This is a genomic window from Arthrobacter pityocampae (genome assembly GCF_002927275.1).
In the GTDB taxonomy this organism is placed as follows: domain Bacteria; phylum Actinomycetota; class Actinomycetes; order Actinomycetales; family Micrococcaceae; genus Arthrobacter_D; species Arthrobacter_D pityocampae.
Window position 1 is genome coordinate 249,381 of sequence record NZ_PRKW01000006.1, and the last position, 16,122, is coordinate 265,502.

Sequence of the window (16,122 nt, forward strand, 5' to 3'; positions counted from 1 at the left end):
GCGGCCTCAGGCGAACGTCGCCAGGACCGCCGCGGCCTCGGAGAATGCTGCGGAGCGGGTGGTCGCGTGAACGGAGAGGCGGAGACGGTCCTCGCCGTGGAGCGTCGCCGTGATCCCGGCGTCCGCCAGGGCGGCGTGGGCCTCGGCCGCACGCCCGGGGATGCCCGCCACCACGATCCCCGCGGCCTCCGGGCGGTTCCGCGGCGAGAGGACCGGCACCCCGGCGGCGTCGAGGTGGTCGCCCAGCGCCTGGGCCTGGGCTGCCACGACGCCCTCGATGACCGGCACACCCACCGTCTCGATCAGGGCCAGAGCCTCGGCGAAGGCGCCGGTCGCGTAGGGCGAGAGGTTCGAGAGGGAGAAGCGCCCCGCTCCGGGCAGCGGCGGGTGCTCCTCGCCGTCGTACCTGCCGGAATCGGTGACGCCCGTCCACCCGGTGAGCAGCGGCTCGATCCGCTCCATGCCCTGCGGCGACAGGGCGAGGGCGGCCGCACCCCAGCCGGCGCGGATCCACTTCTGCGCGCCGACGACCAGGACGTCGGCCTGGGTCCAGTCGAGGTCCGCGACGCCGAAGGCCTGGATGCCGTCGACCACCAGCAGCCGGTCGGCGCCGATCACTGCGCGGATGCCAGCGAGGTCCGCGCGGTAGCCGGTGCGGAAGTCGACGGCGCTGACACTCACCGCGACGGTGTCCGGGGTGAGGGAACGGGCGACGACGTCGGGCGTCATGCGGGTGCCGGGCCCGCCGACGAGCTCGACGCGCGCCCGCCCCGCGGCACGGGAGCGGAGCCAGGGGTAGGTGTTGGCCGGGAACTCGCCGGCACTGACGAGCACGGAGCCGCCGGTCAGGCCGAACGCCACCTGGAACAGGCCGAGCGAGGTACTGCCGGTCAGCCCGACGTTCCCGACGGGGAAGCCGCTGAGGCGCGCGAAGGATTCCCGGGCACGGACAGTTTCCCCGTACAGGGTGTCGTTCGTGCCGCTGCCGCCGTCGGCCGCGAGCTCCATGAGGTGCGTCACCCGTTGGCGCACCGCGTGCGACGGCGGCCCGTAACTCGCGAAGTTCAGGAACCCACGCGCTTCCGAGAAGGACGCCTGGTAGGACGCGAGGGCGTCATCATGCGGCGTGGGACCGCTCATGCTCATCTCCTATCGAGCCGCCTACGGTTCGCGGCCGGTTCTCCGCGGAGCCCGACGATCTAGAGACCGCATTCCTTCTCGGCCGTTTCAATAGCGGCTTCGAACTGCTCCATGACCGCGGGATCCTCCGCTGCCTCCGTTTGGAGGGCTGCCTTTCCTTTGGCGATCAGGCCGCCCAGAGTTCCGATCGAATCCTGCAGGGGATCGGACGCCCTCGTCGCCAGGTCGTCGAGCTGGCTCGCAAGTGCCGCGATCTGCTCGTCCGTAGGATCCTCGGACTCGAAGATCCCGAAGGACTCCTCCAGTTCGGCGCACGTCTCCTCCGTGGACAGCTGCTGCGGCGCCTCGGACGCCGGCGCCTGCGATGCTTCGGCTGCCGGCTGCTGCGCCGCCTCCGACGACGGCTCCTGCGATCCGCAGGCGGTGAGAGCGAGCAGCAGCGCGGTGAGTGTCAGTAGTTTCTTCACGATTCCCCCAGTGTGAGTGCAGTTCTTCTCATCCTTGCACGCGGAGTCGGCCCGGCTACGGACCCTCCTCCTGCGCCGCGATCGCCCGGGAGCAGGAACGATCGGCGCCTGGTCACCGCCGCTTGTTCTTGCCCTTCAGCAGCGGGTTCGGGGTGTTGGTGACGATCCTGTCCGCCTGGTCGTCGGTCGATGCAGCCTGTCCGCGCCCGGCGGCTCTGCCGCGCACGCGGCCAGCGGACCGGCGGGTGCGGGCCCCGGGGCCGAAGGCCTCGGAATCGACCGCCGCGTCGCCGTCGACACTCGTGACGATGCGTTCCTTCCGCACCTCCTCCCTCACCGTGGCCCTGCCGGTGACGGTGGTTCTAGCCAGGCGGACCCGCTCGACGAGCACGGTGTCCCGGCCCAGGATCACGGCCTGCTCCTCATGGCTCACGAGCTCGACGACCTCCTCCTGGAAGAGCGACCCGTCCGCCGGTGCGTTGCGCGTCGTGATCGGCTCCCGCTCGATCAGCAGCTCCTCCCTCAGCAGCGGCACCGTCCGGCTGGCCTCCTCGGTGACCACGTACTTCCGCAGCCGGACGCGGGCCGCCTCGTGCGTCTCGGTCCCGACGCGGAGCCGCTCCTCCGAACGGACCATCCAGGGTGAGCCGTTGCCGCGCCGCTCACGGGTGACCGCGGCGTCTCCCGACGCGTTGCCAGCCTCCACGTCGCGACCGGTCGTCGCCGTCGTCGCTGTCATCTCATCGAGGCCGTAGTGCGCGTACAGGACGCCCTTGTCCTCCGGGCCGAGGTGGCCGTCGCGCTCGATCGACGGCGCGTTCCGGATGAGGTCGCGTGAATAGGCGACGACGAGCCGGTCACCCTGCACGGTAGCGCCCTCGAGCGGCACGAAGGACTCCTTCGTGCCGAACAGTCCCGTGTGGACGGTCACCCACGCCGGCGCCTCGGAGTCGTCATTCAGATACACCTCGCCGATCGACCCCACCCTGTCCCCCTCGTCCGTGACGACCGCGGAGCGGTGGCCGAGCAGGGGATCGAGATCGTGCATCGTGAGCATGGGGTTCCTGTCGTCGGTGGTGCCGCCCGAAGCGGCGCCTTGACCACAGAGTAGAGCGATGCGACCCCGAATAACAAGCAGGCTTACTATTGCGGCAGGGCGGCGGTCAGCTGACGACGCCTGCCGTGGGCAGACGGGGCCGGGCGAGCGCGGCCAGCAGCCCGTCCGAGGCCGCCTGGGCGTCGAGGTCGTGGGCCCCGCCGCTGACCATCAGCTCGTCGGCGCCCGTGCGCCCCTGGAGCGCGGTGAGCTGTTGCTCCACCTCGTCCTCCGTCCCGTACACGGCCGCGGCGAGGGACTCCCGCACGAGACCATCCTGCCGCTCCGTCAGCGCGACCGCGGCAGCATCGAGCGGAGGGAAGGACCCCATCGTCCGGGAGACGGCGAGCGCCCGGGCCTCGGGCAGGAGCAGGTGCCGCGCCGCCGCCGTCGTGCCCGCCACGGCCACGTTCAGTGACACCGTGACGTACGGCGCATCCCACCAGCGGGACGCGCGGAAGGACTCCCGGTAGCGCTCGAGGGCGGGGTCGGCGTCCCGGAGCAGGGCCGGTCCACCGAGCACGACGGCGAGGCCCGCACGCGCCGCGATGTCCAGGCCCTGGCCCGTGGCGAGGACGAAGACGGGCGTCCGGCCGCCGTCGGTCGGACGCGCGGTGACGGGGGCGGTGCCTTCGAGGAAGGCGAGGAGCTCGGTGAGGTCCCGCTCGAATCGGCCGGACGCCTCCTTGTCCGCCCGCAGCGCGGACCGGACCGCGGACGTGAAACCGAGCGAGCGGCCGACGCCGAGGTCGAACCGGCCGCCGGTCAGCGCGGTCAGGGTCGCCGCCTGCTCGGCGACCACCAGGGGCTGGTGGTTCGGCAGCATGATCCCGCCGGTCCCGATCCGGATCGACGACGTCGCGGAGGCCACCGCGGCCGCGAGGACGGCGGGCACGGACCCTGCGATGCCGGGCACGCCGTGGTGTTCCGCGACCCAGAACCGCCGGTAGCCGAGCCGTTCCGCGCGTTGCGCCCGGGCGATCACGTGGTGCAGGGCGTCGGCCTCGGAGGAGCCGGTCCGGGACTGGGCCCGGTCGAGGATCGAGAGGGCGGCGAAGGGAAGGGGCATATGGAGGGAACCCCTGGCCCGTCGGCGTCATTCCGCAGGCCGAACCCGCTGTTCGAGGAATGGGGGTGGCGCGCGACAGGATGGATTCTCATCGCCGGCCGCCGCTGCGGCGCGGCGTGGTCTCGATCGGAAGGACTCCCCGCCATGATGGGCGCCCACCATGCTGCCTGCGGCGCTGCCGCCTGGGTCGCCGCGACCACCCGGATCGAGGTGCCGGTGGCCGGTTGGCTTCCCGTCCTGCCCGAGTCGGTCACCCTGGGCCTCGGACTCCTCGACGTCAGTCCCGTCGGTGTGATCACCGGGGCCCTGGTGACGGCGGGTGCGGCGCTCCTGCCCGACGCCGATCATCACAGCGCCACGATCGCGCACTCGCTGCCGCCGCTGTCCAATCTGTTCTGCGCCGGTGTCGGCGCGATCTCGGGCGGCCATCGGCGCGGCACCCACTCGCTGCTCGGGGTGGCGGCGTTCGTCGCCGTCGCGTTCATCGCGGGGCTGTGGACCGTCGAGACCGCCGATTTCGGCACCGTCTATCCGGGGGCGGGACTACTGACGGTGCTGCTGGTCTCCTTCGCTGCGAAGGCCCTGAAGATCATTCCGGACCGTATGCGGAAATCGCCGTGGGCCGTGGGGCTCACCGCCGGCGCATTCATCACGGCGTTCGCGCCCGAGGAGCAGTTCTGGTTCCCGCTCGCCGTGGGCATCGGCGTCGTGGTGCACATCCTCGGGGACATGCTGACCACCGGCGGCTGCAATCCGGTGTACCCGTTCCGACTCAGGAGGCCGCGGAGTCTGGCGAAGATGCCCGTCGTCGCCCAGGTCTGGCGTCCCAACGGCAACATCGCGGTGCCCGTCCTCGGCAACGCCGGCTCGCTCCGCGAGTGGTGCCTGCTGGTGCCCGTCTCGCTCTACGCGCTCGGGGGGATCGGCTGGGCCGTCCTGAAGATGGACAACGGCGCAGCGGTGGTCGCGCGCCTCACCGGCGGCGGATGATCAGCGGCGCGGGGAGGTACTCGAGATGGCCGGGCCCTGATCCCGAAGGATCAGGGCCCGGGCCTCGCGACTAGCGGCGGTTCAGCAGGCCGCGGAGGATCCCGCCGGCCTTGCCCGCGGGGACGGGCGTGCCGCGGCGGGCGGCCCCGGTGGACTTGCCGGCGGTGCCGCCGTTCTTGCTGCTGAGGTAACGGCCTGCGGCGTTCTTGAGCGTGTTGCTGATTCCCATGATGGTCTCCTTTGGTTGCGCGTCTGCACCCGGGATGATCAGGTGGCTTACTAGTTTACTGCATGCGGTCCGTCTCCCGGCGATGACGATGCCCAGCCGGCTCGGCAGTCGAGCCGAAAAGCTTCCGTTCTGCAACTCTTCCGGCGGGGTCCGGCAACCCGGCGCACGGGCGTACGGTGGGCACATGAGCGTGCCGACAGATTCCAGGATCACCTTCGACGGACGCTTCGCGCGGGACCTCCCCGAGATGGCGGTCCCGTGGCAGGCGGCGGACACCCCCCACCCCACCCTCCTCGTCCTCAACGAGCCGCTCGCCGCGGAGCTCGGGCTCGACCCGGCGTTCCTCCGCACGTCCGCAGGGCTGGCGTTGCTGGTCGGCACGTCCGCACCGGACGGCGCGACGCCGGTGGCCCAGGCCTACGCGGGCCACCAGTTCGGCAGCTTCAACCCGGGCCTCGGGGACGGCCGCGCGCTGCTGCTGGGGGAGATCACCGCCGTCGACGGCAGCCTCCGCGACGTACATCTCAAGGGGTCCGGGCGCACACCCTTCGCGCGCGGTGGTGACGGGCTCGCCGCCGTCGGGCCCATGCTGCGCGAATTCGTCGTGAGCGAGGCCATGCAGGCGCTCGGCATTCCCACCACGCGCTCCCTCGCCGTCGTCGCCACCGGCCGCGACGTGCGCCGCGAGACGATGCTGCCCGGCGCCGTCCTGACGCGGGTCGCAAGCAGCCACCTGCGGGTCGGCAGCTTCCAGTACGCCGCTGCCACCGGCAACCCGAACCTCCTCGAACGCCTCGCCGACCACGCGATCAGCCGGCACTACCCCGCTGCCGCCACGGCCGAGAAACCCCACCTCGCCCTGCTCGACGCGGTCGTGGCAGCGCAGGCCTCGCTCGTGGCGCAGTGGATGCTCACGGGATTCGTCCACGGCGTGATGAACACGGACAACATGACCATCTCCGGCGAGACGATCGACTACGGGCCGTGCGCCTTCCTGGACGTCTTCGACTATGCCGCCGTGTACAGCTCCATCGACCGCGACGGCCGCTACGCCTACGCGAACCAGCCGCTCATCGCGGAGTGGAACCTCGCACGGCTCGCCGAGACCCTGCTGCCGCTCATCGATGACGACCAGGAACGGGCGATCCCGCTCGCCGTCGCCGCGCTCGAGGCGTTCCGCCCGCAGTACAGTGCCGCCTGGCTGGCTGGGATGAGGGCCAAGCTGGGCCTGCCCGACGCCGTCGACGACGACGTCGCGTCCTCGCTGGCCAACGACGTCCTCACCCTCCTGCAGGACAACCACGTCGACTACACGTCCTTCTTCCGGGGCCTGAGCTCCGTGGTTCGCGGCGACGCCCGCCCGGCACGGGACAGGGTGCTCGACGTCGCCGCCTTCGACGCCTGGGCCGAGCGGTGGCTCGCCCACACGCCCGACGCCGACGCGATGGACCGCGTGAACCCCGTGTACATCCCGCGGAACCATCTCGTCGAGGAGGCCCTGGGCGCCGCGACCGCCGGCGACCTGGACCCGCTGACCCGGTTGCTCGAGGTCGTCACGGCACCCTTCGTGGAGCAGCCCGGCAGGGAGCGCTACGCCGCTGCGGCGCCGGACGACTTCGGGGCGTACACGACGTACTGCGGCACCTGAGAGCGCGGGGCGTCGAAGGGCCATCCGGCTCGGGTCGCGGTTTGTCCACCGACGAACGGTTCGCGGGTGCCGCCGGCCCGACCGCGTAGCGTTGCCGCCATGAGTGCATCCTTCGACATCACCCGGGTCAACGACAACGAGTACCGCGTACGGACCGAGGCTGAAGGGCAGTCGGTGGAGTCGCTGTTCCGGATGAACCCCGACCTGCAGGGCCGCCTCGGAGGACCCGAGGCGGACGAGGTGGCGGTCGTCGAGGCGACAGCGCGGTTCCTGTCACGGCACCAGTCGGTCATCGACTTCCCGCCGATGATCGACCTCGAGGACATCCTGGCGACCTACGACGACGCCCCCGAGCAGATCCAGCGCCTCCTCGCGGACGACTCACCGGGCGCGTAGTACTGCTCGATCCGCATCCCGCTCGGCCACCGACGGCGCACCTCCGGTGACGGTGACGCCGGGGGCGTCGACGGCTACCACCTGCCTCAGGGGATACGTAGTTCGGCACGAAAACCAAGTGGTTGCCGCTGTTTCTTGAGTAGGTAGCACTGTTTCCTGTGTGAACAATTCTCCATAGCTTGTGGGAGGCACTGATGCCACCCGAGCCCCAGGAGTACACATGCGCACCAGCACGACACGATCCGCCCTCACCCGCCGCCTCGCGAGCGCCGTCCTCCTGCCCGGGATCCTCGGAGGAGCCCTGGTCTTCGCCCCGCAGGCGTCCGCGCAGCCCGGGCCGACAGCGGGGGTGTGCAACGGCGTCGTGAATCAGCTGGCCCACCGCGGGACCGTGCAGGAGAGCCTGCTGAAGAACGCGGCGCGGAAGAACGCGGACCGCATCACCGCCCTGCAGTCCGAACGGTCGGCGCTCCAGACGCAGGCCACCACCCTCAAGGGGCAGGTCGACGCCGCCACGGCAGCGCTCGCCGCGCTCGAGGCCGAGAGCGCCAAGCTGGATACCGACCTGAAGAGCACAACCGCCGAGGTCGCTGCGCTCATCGAGCAGCAGGCGGACACCGCGAAAGCCATCGAGGCAGCCACCACGGAGCTCGCCGGCCTGCAGTCGCAGCACACCGCCGCCGTCGCAGCGCTGAGCCCGCTCCAGGCGGACCTGGCGGCCGCCCAGGCGGAGGCGGAGGACCTGAAGAAGCAGGCAGTCACGGCGACGGCCGAGGTCCAGACCCGGCAGGAGGCGCTTCGCCTCGCCACCAACGAGCTGGCCGGCCTCCAGGCCGCCGCGGACCGGACGGCGGCCGATGTGGCGCTGCAGAACGCCGCCATTGCAGGTGCGCAGGGCGACCTGGCGTCCCTCACGACAACCGCGGAGGAGTCGGCCGCCGCGGTCGGCGCCGCGCAGCAGACCGTGGCCGATGCCGAGGCCGCCCTCGATCAGCTCCTTACCACCGGCACCGCCGCGCAGTCCGCCCTCGATGCCCAACGGGCCGAGATCGAGGCCGCCACCCGGACGCTGACGACCCTGCAGGCCGACGCCGCAACAGCCGCGGACGCCGTCACGGCGCAGAACGCGGCCATTACCGCCGCGCAGGCCGATCTCCTCGCCCTCGATGCCGCCGCAGGGCAGGCCGCCGAGGCCGTCACCGCGCAGCAGGCCGCGATCAGTGCCGCCGAAGCCGAACTCACGCCCCTCCGCGCGACTGCCGCCGAAGCCGCCGAGGCCGTCACCGCCAACAGCGCCCGCATCACCACCGTGTCCGCCGAGATCTCGAAGCTGCAGAAGGACATCTCCGCGAAGAGCAGCGAAATCACGGCGAAACAGGGCGCCATCACCACTGCGCAGAACGAGCTGGCCGCCCTGCAGACCCAGAAGAGGACCCTCGAGGGCGAGATCGCAACGCTGACCAAGCAGATCGACGCGATCAACGGCAACAACCCCACCAGGAGGGCCCTGATGGATCAGCGCACAGCGAAGCAGGTGGAACTCACCGCCGTGAACGCGAAGATCACGGACAAGAGCACGCAGATCGCAGGACTGCAGGGCGATCTCAAGACCCTGCAGGGCCAGGTGGACACCCTCAACGCGCAACTGCTGGCCAAGCAGGGTGAAAGCAGCACCCTGCAGCAGGAGGCCGCACCCCTGCAGGCCGCCCTGACGACGGCGAACGCCGCCGTCGTGGCCAAGGACGCCGAGGTGAAGGCGCTGCAGGGCCAGCTCCCGGCGCTGCAGACGGCCCTCACCGACGCCAAGGCCGCGGTTGCCACCCAGCAGCAGGGCGTCACGACCCTGCAGGGACAGCTCCCGGCCCTCACGGCGGCAGCCGCCGAAGCCCGCGATGCCGTCGCAGCGCAGGAGAAGGTCGTCGCCGATCTCGAGGCCGAGCTTCCCGGTCTCACCGACGGGGTCGAGGCAGCACAGGCAGCGATCACCACCCAGAAGGGCGTCCTCGACACTGCGCGAACCGATCTGGCGGGCGCCGAGGCTCAGCTCGCGTCGGCCACCGCAGCAGTTGCGGCGAAGGCCGCTGATCTCGCCGGCCTGCAGGACCGTCTGCCCACGCTCCAGGCCGCGGCGGACAGCTCCGCGAAGGCCTTCGCCGACAAGCACGCCGACATGGGCGCACTGAACGCCGAGATCGACCGGCTGGTCTCCGCGCTGGCCGGCCTGAACGCCGGCATCACCACGAAGGAGTCGGAGGTGCTCGCCCTCCAGGGCCGGGTGGCGCCGCTCCTCACGCAGCTCGACAACCTGAACGGCGAGATCAGCGCCACCGAGGCCCAGCTGAAGACCCTGCAGGGACAACTGACCACCCTCGACAAGCAGGTCACCGACGCGCAGGCAGTCCTCCGCGGTCTCGAGGCACAGAAGAAGGCGAACAAGGACGCCATCGCTGCGCAACGGGCCACGGTCAAGACGCTTCAGGACCGGCTCGGTGCGGTCCAGGGGCAGATCAAGGCCATCGACGGCCAGATCCTGCTCGGCGGCTGCGTGGCCTGACGCTCACCCGCGTAAGAGGGAGGGAGGCCTGGGCCACGCCCAGGCCTCCCTCGTATGCGGCTCACTGCCCGGGATGCCTCCTGACACTACTGGACGAGGAAGTCGTCGAACCGGACCTGCAGCGGCGCCACCGTCGCAGAGCCCGAAAGGTAGGCGGTCACAGCCACCGACCCTGCGGTCTGGAGTGCCGGTTCGGAGTCGGTCGATGTGAGCTGCCATGCCGTCGGCTCCGCCGTTCCCACCTTCCACACCTTCGCCTGAACCGTGGCCGGGGCCGTACCCGATACGCGGACCCGTACGTTGTAGGTGTCCGTCACGCCGAGGGTCAGGGGCAGGGAGGCGCTCCCGAGTCGGCTCACCGTCCCGTTCACGGACTTCTCGGTGATCAGGGACATGCCGGTACCCACGATCAGGAGCTTCGCCCGGTAGTCCCCGGTTCCTCCCAGATCGCGGCCGAGCACGGTCAGGTGCAGGCCTCCCCCGTCGGGGACTCTGTCGAGTGCGGTCGTGAATCGGGTATCGGTGGTCAGCGAGGATACGGCGTCGAGCCGTACCGTGCCGCTCGAGGCCGCGGCTGCGAGCTTCACCACCCCGGCGCTTCCGTCGACCGAGTACTTGCTCGTGGATCCCTGGGCCCCCCAGGCCCCACCGACGTCGGCGCTACCCCAGCCACCGGTGACGACCCGCGCGAATGCGTCGCGTGCGAGTCCGGTCCCGGGCTGCTCCGCAGCTGTCACGGTCACGGCACTGGACACGGAGTTCGGCTCCCCGGCGTTGTCGGTCACCTTCAGAGTCACCAGATAGCTGCCTGCCGCAGCGTAGGTCTTCGAAGCCTTGACTCCCGTGCCGGTGGTCCCGTCCCCGAAGGTCCACGCATAGGAGGCGACGGTGCCGTCCGGATCGGTCGACGTGGAGGCGTCGAAGGACGCGGTCAGGCCGCTGGACGTCTGCGTGAACGCCGCCGTCGGAGGGGTGTTGACGGGTGCTGCTGCCTCGACCGTGACCGCCTTGGACGTCGTGTGGATGGCGCCGGCGTCGTCCGTCACCGTGAGCTTCACCGGATAGGTGCCCCCGGCGGTGTACTGGTGCGAGGCCGTCATGCCCGCGCCGGTGGTCCCGTCCCCGAAGTCCCATCTGTACGAGGCGATGGTGCCGTCGGAATCGGCCGACGTGGAGGCGTCGAAGGACGCCGTCAGGCCGCTGGACGCCTGCGTGAACGCTGCCACCGGAGGAGCATTCGCCGCCGCGCCCGCCGCGACGGTGACGCTCACACTCTCGGAGCGCACCTCGTTGCCGAAGGGATCGGCGGCGAAGATCCGGTAGGTGTGCGTCGAGGACGGGGCGAGACCTGAGTCCTCGAACGTGAGCACGGGCCGCTCCCAGAACCTCGACTGCTGGGAGACCTGATGGACGGGGGTGGCGATCTGCCCGTCGCGGATCACCCTGTAGGTGAGCTTCTCGTTGTCGTAGTCCCAGTTCGCCGTCCACTTCACGGTGACCCGTCCGGGTGCCGGGGAGGTGAGGGTCGGGTTGGCGCCGGCACCGGTGACATCGGGGCCGGTCTTGTTCGGTGCGATGTCACGGACAGCGAAGCGCACGAGTCCCTGCTGCGCCTTGCCGTTCACCCTGGGGAACTCGCCACCCAACACGACGTAGTCGGAGTTGCCGGTCACCGACCATGCCGCCTGATACTGACCGGTGAAGCTTCCGGCGGTCAGCTTGGGGAACCAGGTGAGGAGCGACGGTGAGGGATTGCCTGCGAAGTTGAAGTAATTGCCCACGCTGTTCCGTTTGACCGTCCCGGTCGCGCTCCTGCTGAACGCGATTGCACGCTGCCAGATCTGCGGGTACTGCTCGGGGAACCCACCGATATTGCCGCAATGGTGGGAGTGCCCGACGGCGTAGACCACCTCTCCGATCGGAGCGACGCTGTAGGAATCACCATGGCAGTCCTCGACCCAGGTCAGGGCCCCGTCCGCCCAGTCCGCGGAGAACGCCCCCTCGAGATTGCCGCCCGAACCGTACACATAGCCGGTCCCGTACACGTGGGTGCCGTCGGTGGACAGGCTGGTGATTCCCGAATTCACTCCGCCGTCGCGGACCAGGCCGTTGACGGCCCAGGGCTTCACTGCGCCTGTGGCCGCGTCGACGGCTGCGAGCCCGTACCCGGGATTCGACGACCCGTTGAGCGTCGTGAAACTGCCGCCCACGACGAGCTTGGTCCGGTCCGGGGAGATGACCATCGCGGCGACGTCGCCGCCGGCCGCCGTAGGATTCCAGCTGCGCAGCGCTCCCGTACCCGCGTCGACGGCGGCGAGCCGTGCCCGTGGGGTCGAACCCACGGCTGAGAACCAGCCGCCCAGGTAGACGGCGTCGGCCGTTGCGACGATCGTGTCGACCCGCGAGTTCGGCGCCGGCTTGAACGACGGGATGACCTCGCCCGTGGCCGGGTCGAGCGCGGCGATCCGTGAAGCGGGAGTCCCGTTGACCGTGGTGAACGCGCCTCCGACGTAGATCCGGGAGCCGTCCGGCGACGCCGCGATGGACCGGGCCTGCGCGTTGAGGCTCGGTGCGAAGGACCGGACGAGCGCGCCTGTCGTGAGGTCGTACGCCAGGATGTGGTTGCGCGCCACCGTGTTCGTCCCGGCAGCCGCCCCCGCCGGACGGGCCGTCGTGAAGTTACCCGCGACATAGACGGTGTTGCCCACGATCACCTGCTGCCACACGACGCCATCGACCTGCACCGTCGGCAACGGATCGGCCGCGACGGTGGGTGGATTCGCGGCCGTGACGGGATCCGGCGTCGTGTCCGCCGAGGCGAGCGGGCCGGCTGCGAGCGTCGCGGCGGCGGCGACGACACAGGCCGCCGTCATCGCCAGGATTCTCCGGGGCAGCTCCCGGTACCGCAGGCGTCCGGGGACCGGTTCCCCCCACACCCGTGCCGCTGCCGAATGGCTGGCCTTCTTCATGGCGCCTCCCCTTGCCGTGGCGCTGGGCCCTGGAAGGCTGCGACCGGTAGAACTGCCTGATAGTGGAACAGCACGCGGACGGAATCACGCTGCTCCGGTGGGATCTGGAAGACGAACACACCCGCGACCGACTGTCCCGGGCGGACCTCGGCGGGGAAGGGGACCGCACCCGGGCCGCTGAGTAGTTCTGCCGGGGAACGGTCCGCTCCCGCCTCGACGTTGACGACCGCTTCCGCCAGGGAGATGACCTTCTTCGTGCTGTTCGTCACTTCGAGCGTGAACTGGACCGCCGGCCCGCCGACCTCGCCCACTCCCCGGGCCTCGCCGTCGACCGCCTTCATCGCCGCCACCCGGGTTGCCACACCCTCGGCGACGGGCGCAGGGTCCTCGAAGCCCTTGGCCGGCGCGACGGTCGGAGGCTCGTCGACGATCTTCCCGGTGGGGGCGGGGGGAGCGAAGGCATCCTCGCTCCGGTTGGACGCGGCAGTGCTTTCCGGAGCCGGTACGTCGGGGGCGGAGACCCCTGGGTCAGGAGGTGTCGGTTCCGGGGCGGACGGTTCCGGGGCGGACGGTTCCGGGGCGGACGGCATCGAGGCCTCCGACGACGCCGGCGCGGACCGTGCCGATTCGCGGGGAACGGGACCGCGTGATGACGACTCGTGCGGCGTGGATCCGGGGGTGTCGGGGGAATTCCCGGCCTGCGCCGGTTGCGGCCCGGCAGCGGGAGCGAGCGGGCCAGCGGCTACAGCCCATCCGGTCAGGCCGAGCGCGGCGATCAGGGCGGTAGAGGCTGCGGCCCGCCGTCCCCGGGAAACCCCCTCCTCCTGCCGGCCGGCCCGGGCGGGTGTCATGGCGACGATCTCCGCCCGAAGGTCCTCCGGAGGCCGACCGACGGTCCGGGCACCGGCGGAGCACCCGGTCCGTTGGATCGCGGGGTGAACACCCGACGTCGAGAGGTGCGGTCACCACTGCCGGCGACGCCACGGTTCATGGGTATCTGCTCCTCGGCGTCCGGCCCGGCCCTTCATCTCTCTCGAGACGGAGCTTACGAGCGGGCGCACGGGACGACACGAGTAAAATCTACTTGTCTGGTCCCGTGGACTACGTGCCGCGCGCTCCAGGCCCCTACCGCACCCCGGCCCGACGACGGCGGTCGTTGCCCGAGCGCAGGTCCCGGTTGAGCCGCCGGTCGCCGTGGTAGAGGATGGACGCCCAGTCCGCCTCCTCCGGCGCCTTGTCGATGACCTTCGACTCCTCGACCTTCCTCACCCGGGGTGCCACGTACAGCCAGTTCAGGACGCCGAGTCCCATGTCCACGGCGGAGTTCTTGATCCCGATGTACGCGCGGATCGCGCCGGCCGCCAGCACGGCGTTCAGCCCGGCGAACAGCGCGTTGCCCCAGTTCTGCTCCAGCACGTCCCGGGCCAGGGTCAGCAGGGAGAAGGCGACGATCGCGTACGGGATGACCACGTACAGGCCGGGCGCCGCGGTGCGGTCCTTGACCTTCGGGGTGCGGACGAACGGGATCTTCTCCCCCGTGAACGCCTGCTGGATGGACTTCAGCACGCCGGCGAGGTTGACCGGTAGCAGCACCAGGTTGAACCCGTAGATCCGGAAGATGTCCGAGAAGCGGTGCCCGCAGTCGCGGAGGTCGCTGCCCATGGCCAGGAAGTACGGCGCGGCGGCGAGGAACACGACGGGGCTCAGGAGCCGGCTGTCGTAGGGGTAGGCGAGGAGGAACAGCAGCCCGAAGCTCGCCCACGCGATGGAGGCCATGTAGTTGACCCGCAGCAGCACTTCCCGGAAGAGCACCTGCTCGCGGAGGTGGCGGCGCTGGCGCAGCTGGTTCCACAGCTTCGGCAGGATCAGCAGCCCGCCGTTGGCCCATCGGCGCCGCTGGACCACGAGCGAGCCGAAGTCCGGTGGCGTGGCGCTGTAGCTGAGACGCTCGGGGTAGTTCACCAGCGTCCAGCCGTGGCTGCCGAGGTCCACGCTGGATTCCGTGTCCTCGATGACGGTGCGGTCCTGGATGTAGGTCTTGATCTCGAAGCCGCCCACGTTCTCGACCTCGACGATGTCCTCGACCGCGCGCTTGCGGATCACGGCGTTCGCGCCCACCCAGAACGTCGCCCCGTAGTAGGTCATGCCCTGGTGCAGGATGTGCTGGATGTCCGTCGATGCGCCGGCCACCCGCTCGATCCGCGTCGGCGCCCCCCGGAAGGAGGAGTACGGCGTCTGCGTGACGGCGATGCGCTCGTTGCCCGGGGACTCGAGCAGGTGGACCAGCCGGATGCAGTAGTCGCGCAGCAGCAGGGAATCGGCGTCGAGGGTCAGCAGGTAGGTGGAATCCGGGACGTCCAGGACATCGCCGTCCTCCGCGGCCTCCCCCGCCACCATCGGGCGCAGCACCGTGCCGGTGGCGACGTGCTCCTTCCGCCAGCGATGGCCCATCAGGGAGATGTAGGCGTTGAGGTTCATGGCCTTGTTCGCCTCGTGGGACAGGGAAGCGTAGGCCTTGCGTTCGAAGGTCTCCAGGCGCGTATTGAAGATCCGTACGAGGCGCACGTACAGCTCGCGGATGCGGCCGGGTTCCGGACACTGCTCCTGCGCCAGCGCGGCCTTGAGCGCGTACACGGTGAGCCGCAGCTCCCGGGCGAGGCCCATTACCACGAGGTCCACGAAGAACTCGTCCACGTGGTCCTCCACCGTCTCGGCGTCGGCCATGCCCTCGAGCCAGGCGGCGGCGTCCTCGTACGCCGCGATGAGCGGGGGCAGGTCACCGAACGACGACGGCGCGTCCGGCTCGCGCGCGGCAAGGGCGGCCTCGAACCCGGCGAGCGCCGCAGCCGCCCGTGAGGACGGCTCGAGGAGTGCGGACTCGATCTCGAACGTGAGGGCCCGAGTGGCGTCGAGGCGCTGCCGGATCACCGGGTCGGTGGGGTGCGGGGGGTCGTCGAGGAGCAGGACCACGCGGATGTCGGGGAACTCCTGGAGGGCGGCGGACCACAGGGTGGCCCGGACGACGGCGGGCTCCTCCGCGTAGGAGGGCACGAGGACGGTGATGCCCTCCCGGTGATCGGCGAAGTGGCGGTCCAGCTCACCCCGCGGCACGCGCCGGTGGTCGCGGAACCGGTACAGCGCACCCTGGCGGGCGAGCAGGTACATGAGCGCGGAGAAGGTCAGGAACGTGACGACGATCAGGTACGACACCGCCTCGATCTGGAACCGGAAGCCGGCGTCGGGGTTGTTGGCGAACTGCCGCAGGATCGTCGTGACGATGTAGGTCACCCATGCCAGCACCGTGACCACGATGCCGAGGCGGCCCAGTGCGATCTTCCGTGAGGACGGCGTCGGGTGCACGATGGACAGCGGTTCCGAGCGCCGCTCCGCGCCCCACTGCCGGCGCCGCGCAGGGGCGGCCGGAAGAACCGGAGATTCGGTGACATCGCTGGATGGTGACATGGCTACCTCGGCAGATGGCGGACGGATGAACGCACGGCGTCGCCCCCGCGACAGACAGCGTCACTGTCCACCATCGGTCGGCCCGCCGTGAGCGTTAGGCGG

The 16,122-nt window shown here is 70.6% G+C and carries 12 protein-coding genes; 4 read left to right on the forward strand and 8 right to left on the reverse strand.

Annotated features, from left to right (window positions below; genetic code table 11):
- Positions 1-6: 6 nt before the first annotated feature.
- The 4 genes from C4K88_RS15145 to C4K88_RS15160 all read right to left on the reverse strand — a co-directional run bounded on the left by C4K88_RS15145 (position 7) and on the right by C4K88_RS15160 (position 3,772).
- A complete protein-coding gene (locus C4K88_RS15145; RefSeq protein ID WP_167399063.1) occupies positions 7-1,140 on the reverse strand; it encodes an aminotransferase class V-fold PLP-dependent enzyme in 1,134 nt (377 codons plus the stop codon).
- Positions 1,141-1,199: 59 nt separating this feature from the next.
- The gene (locus C4K88_RS15150; protein WP_104122463.1) at positions 1,200-1,607 is read right to left on the reverse strand and encodes a hypothetical protein; all 408 of its coding nucleotides are present in this window, start codon (positions 1,605-1,607) and stop codon (positions 1,200-1,202) included.
- Between the two features lie 112 nt (positions 1,608-1,719).
- Positions 1,720-2,664 carry a DUF2382 domain-containing protein gene (locus C4K88_RS15155; protein WP_104122464.1) on the reverse strand — a complete coding sequence of 315 codons (945 nt, stop codon included), beginning with the start codon at positions 2,662-2,664 and terminating at the stop codon, positions 1,720-1,722.
- A 106-nt stretch (positions 2,665-2,770) separates the two neighbouring features.
- A complete protein-coding gene (locus tag C4K88_RS15160) occupies positions 2,771-3,772 on the reverse strand; it encodes an MsnO8 family LLM class oxidoreductase (protein ID WP_104122465.1) in 1,002 nt (333 codons plus the stop codon).
- A gap of 144 nt (positions 3,773-3,916) precedes the next feature.
- Here C4K88_RS15160 and C4K88_RS15165 point away from each other — a divergent pair, with 144 nt between their 5' ends.
- Positions 3,917-4,762 carry a metal-dependent hydrolase gene (locus tag C4K88_RS15165; protein ID WP_104122466.1) on the forward strand — a complete coding sequence of 282 codons (846 nt, stop codon included), beginning with the start codon at positions 3,917-3,919 and terminating at the stop codon, positions 4,760-4,762.
- A gap of 70 nt (positions 4,763-4,832) precedes the next feature.
- Here the strand turns inward: C4K88_RS15165 and C4K88_RS17470 are convergent, their stop codons facing one another.
- Complete coding sequence (locus C4K88_RS17470; protein ID WP_167399064.1) at positions 4,833-4,991, reverse strand: hypothetical protein; 159 nt, start codon at positions 4,989-4,991, stop codon at positions 4,833-4,835.
- A 184-nt stretch (positions 4,992-5,175) separates the two neighbouring features.
- On the opposite strand from C4K88_RS17470, the gene C4K88_RS15170 reads away from it, so the two are divergent.
- From C4K88_RS15170 to C4K88_RS15180, 3 genes are all read left to right on the forward strand, one after another.
- Positions 5,176-6,639, forward strand: coding sequence for a protein adenylyltransferase SelO (locus C4K88_RS15170; RefSeq protein ID WP_104122467.1), 1,464 nt, complete (start codon positions 5,176-5,178; stop codon positions 6,637-6,639).
- A gap of 99 nt (positions 6,640-6,738) precedes the next feature.
- A complete protein-coding gene (locus C4K88_RS15175; RefSeq protein WP_104122468.1) occupies positions 6,739-7,035 on the forward strand; it encodes a hypothetical protein in 297 nt (98 codons plus the stop codon).
- A gap of 220 nt (positions 7,036-7,255) precedes the next feature.
- Positions 7,256-9,589 (forward strand): coiled-coil domain-containing protein, encoded by a 2,334-nt coding sequence (locus tag C4K88_RS15180; RefSeq protein ID WP_104122470.1) that lies wholly within the window; start codon positions 7,256-7,258, stop codon positions 9,587-9,589.
- 86 nt (positions 9,590-9,675) lie between these two features.
- Here C4K88_RS15180 and C4K88_RS15185 read toward each other — a convergent pair whose 3' ends face one another.
- The 3 genes from C4K88_RS15185 to C4K88_RS15195 all read right to left on the reverse strand — a co-directional run bounded on the left by C4K88_RS15185 (position 9,676) and on the right by C4K88_RS15195 (position 16,020).
- Positions 9,676-12,558 carry a PKD domain-containing protein gene (locus C4K88_RS15185; protein WP_104122471.1) on the reverse strand — a complete coding sequence of 961 codons (2,883 nt, stop codon included), beginning with the start codon at positions 12,556-12,558 and terminating at the stop codon, positions 9,676-9,678.
- Positions 12,555-13,148, reverse strand: coding sequence for a hypothetical protein (locus C4K88_RS15190; protein WP_104122473.1), 594 nt, complete (start codon positions 13,146-13,148; stop codon positions 12,555-12,557). Before C4K88_RS15190 ends, C4K88_RS15185 begins: the two co-directional genes overlap by 4 nt.
- Before the next feature lie 535 nt (positions 13,149-13,683).
- Entirely contained in the window at positions 13,684-16,020 is a 2,337-nt protein-coding gene (locus C4K88_RS15195) for a glycosyltransferase family 2 protein (protein WP_104122474.1), read from the reverse strand.
- Between the last annotated feature and the right edge of the window lie 102 nt (positions 16,021-16,122).